General features: G+C 58.6%; 12 protein-coding genes and 3 tRNA genes. 9 read left to right on the forward strand and 6 right to left on the reverse strand.

Going from position 1 to position 15,970, the window contains the following annotated elements; all coding sequences use genetic code 11:
• Nucleotides 1–22: 22 nt before the first annotated feature.
• Nucleotides 23–760 (reverse strand): 23S rRNA (guanosine(2251)-2'-O)-methyltransferase RlmB, encoded by a 738-nt coding sequence (rlmB, locus tag GOQ28_RS14295; protein WP_160356916.1) that lies wholly within the window; start codon nt 758–760, stop codon nt 23–25.
• A 130-nt stretch (nt 761–890) separates the two neighbouring features.
• The gene (gene rnr / locus GOQ28_RS14300) at nt 891–3,368 is read right to left on the reverse strand and encodes a ribonuclease R (RefSeq protein WP_202109724.1); all 2,478 of its coding nucleotides are present in this window, start codon (nt 3,366–3,368) and stop codon (nt 891–893) included.
• Between the two features lie 161 nt (nt 3,369–3,529).
• Between rnr and GOQ28_RS14305 the strand changes: the two genes are divergently transcribed.
• Nucleotides 3,530–3,614 (forward strand) — tRNA-Leu (locus tag GOQ28_RS14305).
• Nucleotides 3,615–3,787: 173 nt separating this feature from the next.
• Here GOQ28_RS14305 and GOQ28_RS14310 read toward each other — a convergent pair.
• The gene (locus tag GOQ28_RS14310) at nt 3,788–4,408 is read right to left on the reverse strand and encodes a tRNA-uridine aminocarboxypropyltransferase (protein WP_160357028.1); all 621 of its coding nucleotides are present in this window, start codon (nt 4,406–4,408) and stop codon (nt 3,788–3,790) included.
• Between the two features lie 305 nt (nt 4,409–4,713).
• On the opposite strand from GOQ28_RS14310, the gene GOQ28_RS14315 reads away from it, so the two are divergent.
• Nucleotides 4,714–4,798, forward strand: a tRNA-Leu gene (locus GOQ28_RS14315).
• 193 nt (nt 4,799–4,991) lie between these two features.
• Here the strand turns inward: GOQ28_RS14315 and GOQ28_RS14320 are convergent.
• Together GOQ28_RS14320 and GOQ28_RS14325 are read right to left on the reverse strand one after the other, a co-directional pair.
• Nucleotides 4,992–5,960, reverse strand: a complete 969-nt coding sequence (locus tag GOQ28_RS14320; RefSeq protein WP_160356917.1) for a Hint domain-containing protein — start codon at nt 5,958–5,960, stop codon at nt 4,992–4,994.
• Between the two features lie 247 nt (nt 5,961–6,207).
• Entirely contained in the window at nt 6,208–6,648 is a 441-nt protein-coding gene (locus GOQ28_RS14325; RefSeq protein WP_160356918.1) for a GNAT family N-acetyltransferase, read from the reverse strand.
• A gap of 107 nt (nt 6,649–6,755) precedes the next feature.
• Between GOQ28_RS14325 and GOQ28_RS14330 the strand changes: the two genes are divergently transcribed.
• From GOQ28_RS14330 to GOQ28_RS14340, 3 genes are all read left to right on the forward strand, one after another.
• Nucleotides 6,756–7,697, forward strand: a complete 942-nt coding sequence (locus GOQ28_RS14330) for an AEC family transporter (protein WP_160357029.1) — start codon at nt 6,756–6,758, stop codon at nt 7,695–7,697.
• Between the two features lie 17 nt (nt 7,698–7,714).
• Nucleotides 7,715–8,995: an arsenic transporter gene (locus tag GOQ28_RS14335; protein ID WP_160356919.1), complete on the forward strand. Its 1,281-nt coding sequence runs from the start codon at nt 7,715–7,717 to the stop codon at nt 8,993–8,995.
• A 115-nt stretch (nt 8,996–9,110) separates the two neighbouring features.
• The gene (locus GOQ28_RS14340) at nt 9,111–10,793 is read left to right on the forward strand and encodes an FMN-binding glutamate synthase family protein (RefSeq protein WP_160351315.1); all 1,683 of its coding nucleotides are present in this window, start codon (nt 9,111–9,113) and stop codon (nt 10,791–10,793) included.
• Between the two features lie 34 nt (nt 10,794–10,827).
• Here the strand turns inward: GOQ28_RS14340 and GOQ28_RS14345 are convergent, their stop codons facing one another.
• Complete coding sequence (locus tag GOQ28_RS14345; RefSeq protein WP_160356920.1) at nt 10,828–11,397, reverse strand: hypothetical protein; 570 nt, start codon at nt 11,395–11,397, stop codon at nt 10,828–10,830.
• Nucleotides 11,398–11,697: 300 nt separating this feature from the next.
• On the opposite strand from GOQ28_RS14345, the gene egtD reads away from it, so the two are divergent.
• The 4 genes from egtD (at nt 11,698) to GOQ28_RS14365 (ending at nt 15,885) form a co-directional block, all read left to right on the forward strand.
• Complete coding sequence (gene egtD, locus GOQ28_RS14350; RefSeq protein WP_160356921.1) at nt 11,698–12,714, forward strand: L-histidine N(alpha)-methyltransferase; 1,017 nt, start codon at nt 11,698–11,700, stop codon at nt 12,712–12,714.
• Between the two features lie 27 nt (nt 12,715–12,741).
• Nucleotides 12,742–14,073 carry an ergothioneine biosynthesis protein EgtB gene (egtB, locus tag GOQ28_RS14355; protein ID WP_160356922.1) on the forward strand — a complete coding sequence of 444 codons (1,332 nt, stop codon included), beginning with the start codon at nt 12,742–12,744 and terminating at the stop codon, nt 14,071–14,073.
• Between the two features lie 111 nt (nt 14,074–14,184).
• A tRNA-Met gene (locus tag GOQ28_RS14360) sits at nt 14,185–14,261 on the forward strand.
• A gap of 76 nt (nt 14,262–14,337) precedes the next feature.
• Nucleotides 14,338–15,885, forward strand: coding sequence for a tyrosine-type recombinase/integrase (locus GOQ28_RS14365; protein ID WP_160356923.1), 1,548 nt, complete (start codon nt 14,338–14,340; stop codon nt 15,883–15,885).
• Nucleotides 15,886–15,970 lie beyond the last annotated feature (85 nt).

Raw genomic sequence — 15,970 nt, forward strand, 5'->3', positions numbered from 1 at the left:
ACTAAACGCAAGCGCGTCGCGGTCAGGCTTGACGCTGGCGCACCGATTCATAAAGACACACGGCGCTCGCCACACTGACGTTCAGGCTTTCGACCGAACCCAGCATGGGAATCGTCACCAATTGGTCGCAGGTCTCGCGGGTCAAGCGGCGCATGCCCTCGCCTTCCGCGCCCATGACCCACGCCATCGAGCGGCGCGCATCCACGGCGTGCATGCTTTCCGTGGCCTGATCATCCGTGCCCACCAGCCACACATCGCGCTCTTTCAACTTGCGCAGGGTGCGCGCCAGATTGGTGACCGTGATGTAGGGAACCGTATCGGCAGCCCCGCAAGCGACACGCTGCACGGTGCTATTGAGCCCTACCGCGCGATCGCGTGGCGCAATGACGGCATGCACGCCTGCCGCATCGGCCGTGCGCAGACATGCGCCCAGGTTATGCGGGTCGGTGACGCCATCGAGCACGAGCAACAACGCAGGCCCTTCGATGGTGTCCAGCACCTCATCCACATCGACGGCCAGCAAGCGTTCTTCGGCCAGAGCGACCACGCCTTGATGCCGGGTGCCACGCGCCAGCCCGTCCAGGCGTTCCATGGTGACGGGATGGACTTTGCGACCCGCCCGCTCGGCCTGCTCGATGAGGCCTTGCATCCGCTTATCGCGGCGCGACGCCTCGACGTAAATATCTTTAATGGAATCCGGCGCATGCCGCAGTCGCGCGACGACCGCGTGGAATCCCGCCAGAACTTGGGCTGACGCCATGAAAAATCACCTTATTTTGCATAGAAACCGGCGGACATCAGGCGCCCGCCGGCCGGCAGCGGTTCACCCGACTGCCGGCTCAGACGTCATGTTACTGCGCCAGCCGCCCTCGTGCGAGGCGAGACCCCGTTTAGCGGCGGCCGCGAGGGGACGTTTTTTTCGCAGGAGACCGTTTTTTCGCCGGGGTAGCAACCTTGGCCGCCCGTTTTGCCTCGGCGCGACGCTGCTTGGATGTCTGTCCCTTGAGCGCGGCTGGCTTGGGTGCGGCGGCTTTCTTGAACTTGCGCGGTTCGTCCGGGTTACGTGCGGCTGCCTTGCGCAGCGCATCGAAACTCGTACCCTGCACCAGGCGGAACTCGATGCGGCGCGCTTCCAGGTCCACACGCGCGACCTGCACTTGCACCTTATCGGTCAAGCGATAGCGCATGCCCGTGCGTTCGCCACGCAGCTCATGCAGTGCCTCGTTAAATTGGAAGTACTCCCCTCCCAATTCGGACACGTGCACCAGCCCCTCGACGTGCAGCGTGTCGAGCGTGACGAAAATGCCAAAGCTCGCCACGCCAGTCACGGTACCGCTGAAGTCCTCGCCCACGCGCTCTTTGACGAACCAGCATTTGAGCCAGGCCTCGACATCGCGAGAGGCTTCGTCGGCGCGACGCTCACTGGCCGACAGGAGCAGACCCAATTTTTCCCAGGTCGCATGCTCATGTTCACGCTGAGTGCGTCCGATCACCAGCGGCTGGTCTTCCAGGCCGGGGACATAACGCTCGCCAGCCAACAACGCCTTGATCACGCGATGCGTGAGCAAATCGGGATAGCGACGAATCGGCGAAGTGAAATGGCTATAGCCGGGATACGCCAGACCAAAGTGGCCGACATTCTCGGGACTGTAGATGGCCTGCTGCATGGAACGCAGGCACATCGTTTGAAGCAATTGAAAATCTGGCCGTCCCCGTACGGAATCGAGGAATTCGCCATAGTCTTTAGCCGTGGGATCATCGCCGCCGCCGAGCGACAGACCCAGCGTGCGCAAGAATTCGCGCAGCGATGTCAGGCGCTCTGGCGTAGGGCCCTCGTGGATGCGATACAAACCCGGATGCTTGCTGCGGGTCATGAAGTCTGCCGCGCAGGTGTTTGCGGCCAGCATGCATTCCTCGATCAGCTTGTGAGCATCGTTGCGCACCACGCCCACGATCTGCTCGATGCGGCCGAGTTCGTTGCACAGTATCTTGGTTTCGACCGTGTCGAAATCAATGGCCCCACGTTTTTTACGCTGCTGCACGAGCAACTGATATAGCTCATGCAGATACCGCACGTTCGGCATGATGTCGCCGAGGCTGTTCGCGACGGGGCCCGTCGGCTGCTGCAGCGCTTCCCAGATCTGGGTGTAAGTCGTGCGCGCGTGCGAGTGGATGACGGCGTTGTAGAACTGATAGGCCGTAATGGTGCCGGCCTTCGCGCCACTGGCGGGGATCACCATGTCGCAAACCAACACCAGCCGGTCCACGTGGGGATTCAGCGAACACAAGCCGTTCGATAACGACTCCGGCAGCATGGGTATCACGCGACGCGGGAAATACACGCTGGTGCCACGCTCCAGCGCGTCCTCATCCAAGGCGCTATTTGGCGTCACATAGTGACTAACGTCCGCGATCGCGACCAACAAGCGCCAGCCCGGACGCTTGCGTTGACCGGTGCCCAACTCGACAGGCTCGCAATAAACCGCGTCGTCAAAGTCACGCGCGTCTTCGCCATCGATCGTGATGAACGGCACATCGCGCAAATCAAAGCGCTCTTTCAGATCCGCCTTGCGCACCACATCGGGCAAGCGGCTGGCTTGCTTGGCGGCAGCCTCGGAGAATTCCACCGGCACGTCGAACTTGCGCACGGCGATCTCGATTTCCATACCGGGGTCGTCGATTTCACCCAACACTTCATACACGCGACCCATGGGCTGGGTATGGCGCGTCGGCTGTTCCATGATCTCGACCGATACGACCTGCCCATGCTGGGCGCCGTTCGTGTCGCCGGGAGGGATCAAGATGTCGTGCTTGATGCGCTGGTCCTCGGGCACCACGATGGACAAACCGTGTTCCTGCAAAAATCGACCAACGAGTTTGTTGGTGCGCCGTTCCAGCACTTCGACGATCACGCCCTCGGGTTTGCCGCGGTATTCGCCAGATGGCTTGACCAGCACCCGATCGCCATGCAGAACCTTGAGCATTTCGCGCGGCGACAAGAACAGATCCTGGCCGCCATCGTCGCGCAACAAAAATCCGAAGCCATCGCGATGGCCGTGTACCTTTCCTGCAACAAAGTCCAGCTTGGTTGCCAGCAGTAGCACGCCTTTGCGATTAGGCAAGAGCTGGCCGTCACGCTCCATGGCGTTCAAGCGACGTTCGAAACCCACCATCGTTTCGGGGCGTACCACCCCCATGCCCTCGGCTAGCTCGGCCGGCGACAAAGGCGCGCCCGCCGAGCGCAGCGCATCAAGGATGGCCTCGCGACTGGGCACATCCGGATCGAAATCAGGTGGCGTTTCGGGCAAAGCGGGTCCCGATCTGCCGTTGTAATTGTTATTGGAGTCTTTCTTCGATCGTTTTGCCAAAATTAAAAATCCTGTATATAATCTTTTGCTTCTGTGGTCTGCCCGAGGCTGATCACTGTAGCAAACCTAAGCAGTATCTCAAAGTACTAATTTGGTTGGGCTTCTGATACGTCTCTATTTGTTTGAAGCGTATCATACAAACCCACTTAGTTTTGCGCAGTGCCCAGGTGGCGGAATTGGTAGACGCGCATGGTTCAGGTCCATGTGCCGCAAGGTGTGGAGGTTCGAGTCCTCTCCTGGGCACCACGGAATTCAGACGATCTGATCGTCGCACTCCCCCGGCAGCCTTCGTGGTTCCCGGGGGGTTGTTTTTGTTGGCGGGTGTTTGGCGATCAAGATTGCGATCTTGAATTTACAGGACCCCCGCTTATTCCTCATCCTCCCGAAATGCTTGCCCACTGGCGCGCGCGATTCATTGATCACTCCTCGTGTTGGATGCGCGCCCTGCTCCCTTCGCGCAATACGTGATGCTTTAGATAACGCTCTTGCCCCATCGCGGCGATTTGCGCGGCAATCAACGCGTCAAATGGCGCGAGGAGCGCATCAAAATTTTGTGTGGATTCGAGTGCGTTGAGGGACAGCGCAATGGCCTCTATTGTTGACAGCGCGCTCGCGTCCTCTGCATGACGTATCCGGTAGCGCGTCAGCGTGCCCACCGGCAAGGTCACACGCGGCAAAGCCGCCAATGCCGGATGATGTGACAGCAACTGCCGCGCATGACGCCAAGTCCCGTCGGGCACGACAAGCAATGTTGGGTCGCAGGCGTACTCGATGGCCGAGTCGCGGGTCAACACGGTGGCCGCTTCCCCAGGAAACAGCAGGCGCGGGCAATAGCCCTCAACTTGCCACAACGCTGAATCAAATTCCGTCCCGACATGCAGCTGCGCGTTTTTTAATCCCAAGACGGCGAGTCGTGCCGTATTCAAGGCATGACGCGATTCATCGGGATGCTGCAACACCACGACTCGTGTGCGGCTATCGAGCGCAGGGATCAAGCTACATAGACAGTGGGTTGCGGGCCGTTGACAGCGCTCGCACATAACGCGCTTGCGCACGACGACGTTGCCCGTGGCGGCGCGGCTAGCGTCATTACTGCTCGCCGCATCGCCACCCGCTGCACGACCACTGGCTGCCGTTGCATCACGCGCGTCTGCGTCGCGTGCTTTTGAAAAAGAAATTCCCATGAAACCGGCGCCTATGAATACGTGGTTCGTCCGACTTGGCCAGACCAGCCCACAATTTTTACATTAAATTGATATCCGATTTGCACACTTCAAAAAAAGCGTGCATAATTCGCGTCCTCTGATGTTCAAACGCATTTAGAAATAAACGCGTAAGACTCAATGCCCAGGTGGCGGAATTGGTAGACGCGCATGGTTCAGGTCCATGTGCCGCAAGGTGTGGAGGTTCGAGTCCTCTCCTGGGCACCAATTACTACACTGCGACTTGCCTTCGCGGTGCGCCGAAAAACCCCGATTGCTCTAGAGCTTCGGGGTTTTTTATTTTTAACTGCGCTGAATGCCAGCGTTTATTGCCGACGCCATGGCGTCGACAGTGTTTAACCAGCGTTCAGCGGCATTAGCAGTGGCGTGCCAGTGGCAAGGCTGACCGTGCAACCAGCTGTCAAGCTGCGGCGGCTTCGCCGTTCATGGCAGGCGAGCCAATCGGCGTTTCGGTCAACTCCGTACTGGCCGCTCTGAGCAGCGCTGTATCAAGCGTCCCAGCCAACTCAGCAAGCCGACGTTGGATCGCACGCAATTTTTCACTGCCCTTGCCTGTCGGACGCACGACCTCGAAACCAGGACGAGGCGCGCGTCGGCGCTTTAGATCTTGTGGTCGCAGACATACCACATCGGCATTGTCGAAAAAGCTGCGGTTGCCGCCATCCGCCCACGACTCTGAGTACACGCCATGCGCGCGGATCACATCGAAGGTCTCTAGTTCGATATGCAGATACTGCACGCTGTCAACGACAGGGTCTTGAAAGATGCTGACGCCGTTGATTAAATCGACCGCCCGAATCAGAACACCATCGATATAGAGGTGATGCCCGGGGGATACCGACAATCTTTGCGTGGGCAAACCGCCGCCGAGCGCGCCCGCAGCGAAGTGAACGGGGTAATGCGTTCGTCTGGCGTCTTCCGGCAGGCGCTGCAACGCTTTGAGATTTCGCCTGCCTATCCATTTCACGGCGCGTGCGCCGCCGGGCGTCATAACTTGCGCGCCCGCTGTTAGTTGCTCAATTGGAACCGGTCCACTTGACGTATCGATACAGGTACCTTGAGTGAAGCAGACAGGAGCCCCCCCGGAATCAATGAACGCTCGAGTAGCGGCGATCGAGCGGGTCAACTCGAGCCTCTCCGCCGCCTGCGTGATGTATTTCGCATCGACAAGTGCCGTGATGTTGTCCAGTTGGTCCCGCGCGTACGCCATCAGCGACGCGCTCCACACTGGATCCATGGAGTCCGAAGCCTCAACTACAACAGAATGCAATTCCGATACCGCACCCCGATCCTCTTGAAACCCGGAGTGCGGCGTGATTTGCTCTACTGCGCTGTTAATGCGCACCACGAAATCCGCATAGTCAGCCATTTTGATGCCCTCTATGTATCGATGCCCGGCAGGGGCGGCGTGTTGGAAGATCCAAGCCGGGCGAGACCAAAGCCATCCATAGCAGTCCCCGCCCGGAAACTGATGCCTGAATATCTCTCAAATATAGTGATTTTTTATTTTTATTTCACTACATTTTTATTTATTTCCATTAGTGGTGAGTAGAGTCGCTGTAAGCGGCCGGGCGAACTAGAACCGATGGCTGACCACGCTCGAGAGCCGTCATAGCCTATCTACGTGTCCCTCGGAGCATGGCAACATGAAGAATGCCAGCATCCATGAATTCGGCACCTTCGGCCGAAAAACCATGCGCTTCGTAGAACCCGCGCGCATGTACCTGGGCGTTCAGTGCTAACACGGCGTGTCCAGCGGCTTGGCCGCGCTCAACCAGTGCCTCAAGCACCTGCCCTCCCACACCCTTGCCTCGCGCAGCCTCACGCACGGCCATGCGACCGATATGCCCGTCCGGCAATAATCGTCCCGTCGCCACCGCCGTGCCATCCGGCCCATATGCCACCGCGTGCAAGGACACAGGATCGTCATCGTCGAGCTCCAATTCCACGGGCACGTTCTGTTCAACCACAAACACCTCATGCCGCACGGGATACGCGTCATCGCGCAGTTGCTCCCAGGATCCCAAGACGATACGAACGGGCATTGATGCAGACATGTAGATCTCCCACTAAGAATCCATGACAAAGCGTCAGCCAGTGAGCTGACGGCCGTGCAATCGTACAGCCGCAGTAGAATGTGCGCTCCCTCCTATTGCCCCCCGTCATGGACGCCGTTGTCTCTACCGCACTGCCAGTATTCGCCCTCATTTTGACGGGCTGGCTGGCCGCGCGTTGGGGCGTGCTGGGGCCGACTGCGACCGATGCGCTGAATCGCTACGTCGCTTATCTGTCGCTGCCCGCTTTGCTGTTTCGCGCCATGGCCACGGCGGATCTAAGTTTGATGTCCGGGTATTTCGTGTTGTCGATAGCAAGCGGCATGGCGATTACCTTTATCGCGGGCGCGGTGCTGTCGCGTCGTCGTGGCGTGCGGTTAACGGATTTGAGCATTCAAGGCCTGGCGGCTTCGTACGCGAACGCCGGATATATGGGCATCCCTTTATGTCTCGCGCTGCTGGGGCCCGCCAGCCTCGCGCCGGCGATTATTTGCACGCTAATGACGGCGTGTGTGCTGTTTAGTGCGTCAATCGCACTGATCGAGTTCGATCAGCATCGCAACCGTAGTCTCGCGTCTACGCTGGGCAAGGTGGTCAAGGCCCTCCTGCGTAATCCACTTTTAATTTCACCGCTGGCGGGATTGGCTTGCTCGCTTTCGGGCATATCCGTGCCCGTGGGCATTGACCGTTATGTCGAGCTGTTGGGCGGGTCTGCCAGCCCTTGCGCGCTGGTCACGATCGGCTTGTTCCTCGCCCAAGCAGAACCGGGCGGCGATCATAAGGCGGTCGGCCGGCTTGTCGTCGGCAAGCTGCTGCTCCATCCCGCTTCAACGGCCTTGTTTGTGTTCGTTGTATTCCCGGCTCCGCCGCTATGGGCCTGGACCGCGGTGCTGATGTGCGCATTGCCCATCGGGACGGGGCCATTCATGCTGGCGCAACTGTATGGGCGCGACGCTCGCACGGCGTCGCGCGCAATCTTGATTTCGACCCTCTTGTCCGCAGTCACGGTTTCGATGCTCGTGGCATGGATAGGTCAACAACATCTGTCTTAAAGAACAATCAGAACATCATGCTGCTGCCCGCCGCGATTTTTATCGTCACCCTGATATTCGTCATCTGGCAGCCGCGCGGCCTGAATATAGGCTGGAGCGCCTCGGCGGGTGCGCTGGTGGCGCTCGTAACCGGCGTCGTGCAGCCGAGCGATGTCGTCGCTGTCTGGGACATCGTATGGAACGCCACGGCGACCTTTATCGCCATCATCATCACCAGCCTGATTCTGGACGCCGCCGGATTCTTTAAATGGGCGGCGTTGCATGTCGCTCGCTGGGGCGGCGGACGGGGTCATTGGCTATTTGCGTTGATTGTCTTGCTCGGTGCGGCGGTGTCAGCCTTGTTCGCCAATGATGGGGCGGCCCTGATTCTGACGCCTATCGTTATGGAAATGCTACTGGCGCTGGGATTCGGCGTAGGCGCAACTCTGGCCTTTGTGATGGCGGCAGGATTCATCGCGGATACGGCAAGTACACCGCTGGTCGTCTCCAACCTGGTCAACATCGTCTCGGCGGACTTCTTTGACATAGGCTTTGGCCGTTACGCCTCTGTCATGGTGCCAGTGAATATGGCGGCGGTGGCGGCGTCGTTGGCGATTCTCTTCTGGTATTTCCGGCGGCAAATTCCTGCGCGCTACGATGCCACCCAGCTGCCGCCGCCCAGCTCGGCGATTGTCGATCCGATCACGTTCAGGGTCGGGATGGCCGTACTGATTCTGCTCTTGGCAGGGTTTTTTATTCTCGAGCCAATGGGAATCCCCGTCAGTGCGATTGCGGCAGCGGGCGCGGCGGTATTGTTGCTGGTCGCCGGCCAGCAACACATCATTGGTACGCGCCGCGTGATGCGGGAAGCGCCATGGCATATCGTGGTGTTTTCGCTAGGAATGTATTTGGTGGTCTATGGCCTGCGTAACGCGGGTCTGACTGCATATCTGACGCAGGCGCTGGAGATGTTTGCGCAGGCGGGGCTTTGGGCCGCGTCGCTCGGCACGGGTCTGGTGATGGCCATCCTGGCATCGATACTGAACAATCTGCCGGCGGTGCTGGTAGGTGCGCTTGCGATCGCCGACACATCGACGACAGAGGTCATCCGGGACGCGATGATTTACGCGAATGTCATCGGCACGGACCTCGGGCCGAAAATAACGCCGATAGGCAGCCTCGCCACATTGCTGTGGCTGCATATTTTGGCGCGCAAGGGTCTGCGGATCACGTGGGGCTATTACTTCAAGGTCGGCATTGTTCTGACATTGCCGGTGCTAGTCGTGACGCTCTCGGCCTTGGCTTGGCGTCTACAGTAGGCGTTGGTGCCGGCCAGCGGAGAAAGAATTCAAGCGACCTACGCGCGGTGACTGGCGTGTCGGCGTAGAACCCTGCTATGGTTTGCCCACCATCGATTTTCCCGGAGACGCCTGCATGAGTTGGATTTTTGGCCGATACACGGCGTTTGCATTGATTATCATCGCCGCCATCGCCGCGCTGGTCCTGGCGCGCGTGGAGACGCTCAGGTGGCTATGGGCGGCGGTGCCGCTGATCGCGCTGTCCATCCTGGGCGTCTATGACCTGATCCAGACGCGCCACTCGATACGACGCAATTATCCGGTCATCGGGAATCTGCGCTATCTGTTCGAATTCATTCGGCCCGAGATCCGTCAATATTTCCTCGAAGACGACACCAATGCCGCACCCTTTTCCCGCGCGCAGCGATCGATCGTCTATCAACGCGCGAAACAGGATATCGACAAGCGGCCGTTTGGCACGCAGGAAGACGTCTACGGCGACCGCTATGAATGGATCAATCATTCATTGGTGCCCTCTCAAATCGCCGATCCGGACTTCCGCGTGACCGTTGGCGGCCCGGAATGTACACAGCCGTATTCGATGTCCGCGTTTAACATCTCGGCCATGAGTTTCGGCGCGCTGTCGGCTAACGCCGTGCTCGCACTTAATGAGGGAGCGCGCCAAGGCAACTTCGCTCACGACACAGGCGAAGGCGGCATTAGTCGCTACCATCGTGAGCCCGGCGGGTCATTGGTTTGGAATATCGGCTCGGGCTATTTTGGATGTCGCGATGAGAACGGCGCCTTTTCCGAGGAAGCCTTCGTGCGCAACGCCTGCACACCGCAGGTCAAGATGATCGAAATCAAGTTGTCTCAAGGGGCAAAACCCGGCCATGGCGGGATCTTGCCCGGCGCCAAGGTAACGCTGGAAATCGCGGAGGCGCGCGGGGTCGCGCCGGGCAAAGACTGCAACTCGCCATCCAGTCACAGCGCCTTCGACTCGCCTATCGGACTCATGCATTTCGTGGCTCGCCTGCGCAGGCTATCGGGCGGTAAGCCGGTAGGATTCAAGTTCTGTATGGGCCACCCGTGGGAATGGTTCGCGATGGTCAAGGCCATGCTCGAAACCGGCATCACGCCCGATTTCATCGTGGTGGATGGCGCCGAGGGCGGCACAGGTGCGGCACCGGTAGAGTTTGTCGATCACGTGGGCACGCCATTGCGGGAAGCCTTGCGCCTGGTTCATAACACACTGATCGGCGTCAATCTGCGCGACCGTATTCGGATCGGGGCGGCCGGCAAGATCATCACGGCCTTCGATATGGCGCGCGCCATGGCGATGGGCGCTGATTGGTGCAACGCTGGGCGCGGCTTTATGTTTGCCGTGGGCTGCGTTCAGGCACAAGCTTGTCACACCGACAAATGCCCCACTGGTGTAGCCACGCAGGATCCACGCCGCCAGCGTGCCTTGGTGGTGCCGGATAAAGCGAAACGCGTCGCCAACTTTCATCGCAACACGCTGCATGCCTTGGCGGAACTCCTGCAAGCCGCCGGGCTGACCCATCCCGGGCAATTGCGCCCGCATCATATTGCGCGCCGCATTTCACCCAGTGAAGTCAGGCTGTTATCCGCGTTGTATCCGCAACTGGAACCCGGTGAGCTCCTCAAAGGCGTGTTCCGGCACAATCTATATCAGGTGGGATGGGCGATGGCGAGTGCAGATTCGTTTAAGCCTCTGCAGGATGTGACTACCGCGTTAGCCGCGTTGCATAAGGTACAGTCAGGAGGGTTCCACGCCGTGGCGCCTCAGGCCAGTTGAACTGCGCCAGATAGCTGATCATAATCGGGCGAAATTAAAGCTGCCATTGAGTCATGCGCGGGGCCGCAGCACGCGGATGCGGCTTCTCGCGTCGTCCAGGGCCGCGCTCTACCCACCGCCCGTCGCACCACGCGCCATATTCAAGATCGATTTGAAATCCGCCAGCGTCGCGCAGCAATGCGAGCACCGCATCCTCGCGCGCATGGCTGACCTGCACCGCTAGTAGCGCCCCCTGCCCCGACTCGCGCACGCGTTGCAGCCACGCCATGCGCCATGCCGCCAACCATCTTCCGGCCCACCAAGCGCCCATCGACGCGCCCATACAGGCGCCTATGACGGCGGCAAACACCAACGTAACGTCCGTGCCGCCCGCTACCAACGCGACGAAAGTAGCGACCAGCGTTCCAAAAGCAGCCAAGAGCGCCGCGCGCCAAGCCAGCCGAAAGCGGGTCGACCATTGACGAAATGGCGTGGGTCGCGCGGTTTGCCGCGCGCGACGAAACAGGCGTACGGACTCTTCAGGGATTCCCTCCGCGACCAGAGCGTGCGCTGCGCTCTTTGCCGAGGGAAGACTATCAAAACGCGCAACAATCATGAGGGACATACAGGGACCCAGACAGGAAGCACGAGCGTATTCTGCGCGGTGCGTGTCGGCTTGTCCTCTCTGGTTGGCAACCACCGGTAAAGCGTTATTTCCGGCTAGCAGCGAGAAAGCGCGATTTCTAATGATTCGCTGCGTCTGGTTAACAAAATTTGCATTCTTGTCGCAGCCTGCACTCACGCGGTTGCATCTGCCTCGCCACGGCTACAGATCCTGCGCGCCGCGCTCTTCGCGCTTGACAACACAAAGGCACTAATGCCCACAATAGGATCCGTGCCACGCAAATCTGCAAGGAAACCGCCCATGGTTCAGCCCCGCAGCATGCTCGCCTCCACCCCGGTGGAATCCCTTATACCTCCACACGCGCTGGCGTCCGATAAAGAGGACAGGCCCGCCGATCTCGACGATGCACTTCAAGCGGGGCTGTTAGATCAACCCGCGCATATCGTGCCAAAGTATCTTTACGACACGCTAGGTTCGAGCCTCTTCACCGCGATCACGCAGTTACCGGAATACTACCCCACGCGATGCGAGGCGGAAATCCTGCAAGATCATGCTGATGAGATCGCCCGACATGTGGGGCAGGTGCAGGCCTTGATCGATCTAGGCGCGGGCGACTGCGATAAGGCGGAAAAACTCTTTCCGCTGCTGCGTCCTGAAAGCTACGTGCCGATCGACATCTCGGTTGATTTCTTGTTGGCGGCCGTGGAACGCTTGCGTCATCGGCATCCCTCGATCCGGATACATCCTGTCGGTCAAGACTTTCATCAACAGGCGCTGAGTCTGCCAGAGCATATCGCCTCGCGCGGCAGGTTGTTCTTTTACCCGGGCTCGAGCATCGGTAATCTGGATCCTGCTCAGGCGCAACTCCTCCTCTCGCAAGTGTGTTCATTATGTCCGGGCGGAGGCTTGCTCATCGGGGTAGACCGTGTCAAGTCGCGCGACATTCTGGAACCTGCCTACGATGATGCCTTGCACCTGACTGCCGCATTCAATTTGAATCTCTTACGGCACGTCAATCTGCAGTTGGGCAGTGACTTTGACGTGCAGGATTGGAAGCATGTGGCGGTCTACGATGAGGCACATTCGCGCATACAGATGTTCCTGCAGGCGCAGGCAGATGTGGTCGTGAACTGGCCGGGCGGCCAGCGCTCATTCAGTCGAGGCGAACGGATTCACACAGAGAACTCCTACAAATACACGCCCGAGAATTTCACCCAGCTGCTGATGAGCGCGGGCTTTACGCAGATTCAGCATTGGACGGATAGCCGCGGTTGGTTTTCCGTCTACAGCGCACGCTCGCCCGAATCGCGCCATTAAACGAATCCTTCACGGAGCGCACCACACATGGATCCTGTCTGTCTGCTCACGCACCCGTCTACGAAAGCCCGCTCCGAGACGCTGGGCCAACGCTTTCGCGAGGTGCGTCAACAGACGCACGCGCTTGCCGCGCCGCTGAGCGACGAGGATTGCCAGCTGCAATCCATGCCCGACTGCAGCCCGGTCAAGTGGCATCTGGCTCATACGACCTGGTTTTTTGAGACCTTTGTGTTGAGCCGGTTCGATACGGGATGGCAACCCTTTCATCCCCAGTATCGGATGCTGTTCAACTCCTACTACAACGCGGTAGGAGCCCGACATCCCCGGCCTCAGCGAGGACTGTTGTCTCGCCCGCCGCTTGCGGACATCTGGCGTTATCGCGAGGCGGTCGATGCCGCCATGCTGGCGCTTATCGGGCGGCTTGCGGGTTCGGATAGTGCGTTCGAGGAGCTGGTGGAGCTTGGACTCAATCATGAACAACAGCATCAGGAGTTGATCCTCACCGATATCAAGCATGCCTTGTCGATGAATCCGATCAAGCCCGCCTATGCCTCGGATGCGCGGTCGAATGCCGTAGCAACCATCGCACTCAACTGGCTGGATTACGATGGGGGCCGTACCCGGTTGGGACATGACTCTCATGATGTTTTTGCCTTTGACAACGAAGGGCCGGCTCACGAGGTCCTTTTGCAGCCTTTCAGCCTTGCAAACCGGTTGGTGACTCAGGGGGAGTATCTGGCGTTCATGCAAGATGGAGGCTATGAACGCCCAGACCTATGGCTGTCCTTGGGCTGGGATCGCGTCTGCGCGGAGCATTGGCAAGCGCCGCTGTATTGGGAACGCGACGACGATACGTGGCAGGTTTTCACCTTGCACGGGTTGCAGCCGTTAGACCCGGATGCGCCGGTGACGCATGTGAGTTATTTCGAGGCCGATGCCTACGCCCGGTGGGCCGGCGCCCGTTTGCCACGCGAAGCGGAATGGGAGCATGCGGCGCGGCAGTTAAGAGCAGTCGCCGGTGACGATTGCCGTCTTGCCGCGCATGCAAATATGCTCGAACAAAGACACCTGAGCGCATTAGCGGCACGGGCCCCATCCAGCACGGCCCCTCGCCTGCTCCAGCTTTATGGCGATGCGTGGGAATGGACTTGCAGCCCATATGAGGCTTATCCCGGGTTTACACCTCCGCCTGGGGCTGTGGGTGAGTACAACGGGAAGTTCATGTGCAATCAGTATGTATTGCGAGGGGGCTCGTTTGCCACGCCTGCCAGCCATATCCGGGCGACCTATCGCAATTTCTTCCCACCCGAGGCACGCTGGCAATTTTCGGGAATCCGGTTGGCGCGAGATATTTGCTAAAAAATTTTCGCCGGACGCTTGCATTGCGAAAAAAAACCGTGCTAGAATTTTGTTCTTGCCAGGGAACGCACCCTAGCAAAAAACAAAGACAAGCTTGCTTGTTGATGTTTAGGCGCATTAGCTCAGCCGGTTAGAGCGACGGAATCATAATCCGCAGGTCCCCTGTTCGAATCAGGGATGCGCCACCAAAGATTCAAACGCCGCAAACCCAGTAAATTCAAGGGTTTGCGGCGTTTTTCATTTCCGGCCTAGCCAATAAATGATGTGAATATTTTGGGTTTTGGTGGCAAAAATGATGGCAGGTGCCACCCCACCAGCGGTAACGGGAAAATCAAGAAAATTCCCAATATGGGTCGTTTCGCCTTCACTTTTCGCAAATTGAAGGAGAGAATTTCCCACATGGCTACATTCACACACATGAAGGCCGGTACTGTAAAGGCAGAGATCCGGCAACAACGAAAAGGGCAAAAGCCCTTACGTATCACGCGCACTTTCGACACCATGAAAGAGGCCAAGGAGTGGGCTGCAACCACAGAAGATCAGCTCAAGCTCGTAAAACTAAACGGCCGCATGCTCCCCACCAACATCACATTGGGCGAAGCTCTCAAGCTCTGGTGGACCGCGATGGAAGAGTACGCGAATGACGACGACTCATCGCGCAGCATTGACGCCCGAGCGGTACTCAAGCGACGTCTAAAAAAAGACAAAACGCTTAAAACATTTTGGCTCGGACACCGGCTCGCTGATATGTTGCTGCGCGATGTTACGCAACTGACCCTGGAACAATTCATCGACGAGCAACGAGAACAGGATTACGCAGAACAGACCATCAGGACCAAACTTTACCACCTGCATGGACTGCTCCGGCACGCCCGCGCCGCAAGCCTGCCGGATGCCCCCACAGGATGGGGCTGGGCAATTGATAATCCGGTCAAAGCCGCTTGCCAAGCACGAGAATTGCAGCAGTCAGAAGATCGCGACCGCCGGCTCGAACCGGGGGAAGAAAATGCGCTATTGGACGTTTTCACTCAAATGCATGACGGACAGTTAGCTGCTCAAGACACCGGCAGCAAAAAACATATCGAAATCAACATACCCGGGAAGTCACCATTATTTGTACCTCCACATTCATCGCTTCTATATATCAAAGCTGCCTTCCTGGCTGCCGTTGAATCCGCGATGCGCCGGGAGAAAATGTTCGAGATGCAGTGGTCGTGGATACTTTGGAGACCGGACCATAAAGCCGACATCATAATTCCTAGCCAGTTGCGTGGTCCTAAAAATAAGCGGGTACCTAGCCGCCTCGCAGCGTCCCCGGGCCTGCGCCGCATATTCTTGGAACTGAATGGTACGGACGAACACGGACGCCCTATTGCGCGCATTGGCGAGGCTCAAGATGAAAAAGTGTTCGGTCCCTTGCTTGCCGACCGCGCTGGGCGGCTGCTGCAGACTGCATGCGCAGCGCTCGGCATCTCGAACCTCCATTGGCACGACCTACGGCACGAGGCATGCTCTCGCCTCGCCGACCTCGGCTGGTCAGTGTTTCAAATTCAGCGAGTGTCTGGGCACAAAAGCATTCTTTCTTTGAAACGCTACACACACATCGCAACGGACTCAATCCATGATCGTTTCGAGCGCGATGAAGCTACCGGCGCCGCGCCCCCGCCGCCCGTACCTGAGTCAGCACCTGCAGCGGAGGCACGCAAACAAGCTGCAATCGCAGCATTGGAGGGGCTCCCAGAGCAGCCGCCGGCAACCGTAGCGGCCACTCCACCTACACCGCGGTCGCCACACCTCCGACTCGTTGCTTAACACAGACACCGCCGCCATCAAACCGGCGGTTTTTATTATCTAAGCATTATTTAATTGATTCAAAATCAATTTAAATCATTATCAG

The organism is Bordetella sp. 02P26C-1 (assembly GCF_009763255.1).
In the GTDB taxonomy this organism is placed as follows: domain Bacteria; phylum Pseudomonadota; class Gammaproteobacteria; order Burkholderiales; family Burkholderiaceae_B; genus Bordetella_A.

Excerpts from the sequence above, each read along its gene's own strand:
- rlmB (WP_160356916.1), bottom strand. The coding sequence starts at position 760 with ATGGCGTCAGCCCAAGTTCTGGCGGGATTCCACGCGGTCGTCGCGCGA.
- GOQ28_RS14310 (WP_160357028.1), bottom strand. The coding sequence starts at position 4,408 with ATGTGCGAGCGCTGTCAACGGCCCGCAACCCACTGTCTATGTAGCTTG.
- GOQ28_RS14320 (WP_160356917.1), bottom strand. The coding sequence starts at position 5,960 with ATGGCTGACTATGCGGATTTCGTGGTGCGCATTAACAGCGCAGTAGAG.
- GOQ28_RS14325 (WP_160356918.1), bottom strand. The coding sequence starts at position 6,648 with ATGTCTGCATCAATGCCCGTTCGTATCGTCTTGGGATCCTGGGAGCAA.
- GOQ28_RS14330 (WP_160357029.1), top strand. The coding sequence starts at position 6,756 with ATGGACGCCGTTGTCTCTACCGCACTGCCAGTATTCGCCCTCATTTTG.
- GOQ28_RS14335 (WP_160356919.1), top strand. The coding sequence starts at position 7,715 with ATGCTGCTGCCCGCCGCGATTTTTATCGTCACCCTGATATTCGTCATC.
- GOQ28_RS14340 (WP_160351315.1), top strand. The coding sequence starts at position 9,111 with ATGAGTTGGATTTTTGGCCGATACACGGCGTTTGCATTGATTATCATC.
- GOQ28_RS14345 (WP_160356920.1), bottom strand. The coding sequence starts at position 11,397 with ATGTCCCTCATGATTGTTGCGCGTTTTGATAGTCTTCCCTCGGCAAAG.
- egtD (WP_160356921.1), top strand. The coding sequence starts at position 11,698 with ATGGTTCAGCCCCGCAGCATGCTCGCCTCCACCCCGGTGGAATCCCTT.
- egtB (WP_160356922.1), top strand. The coding sequence starts at position 12,742 with ATGGATCCTGTCTGTCTGCTCACGCACCCGTCTACGAAAGCCCGCTCC.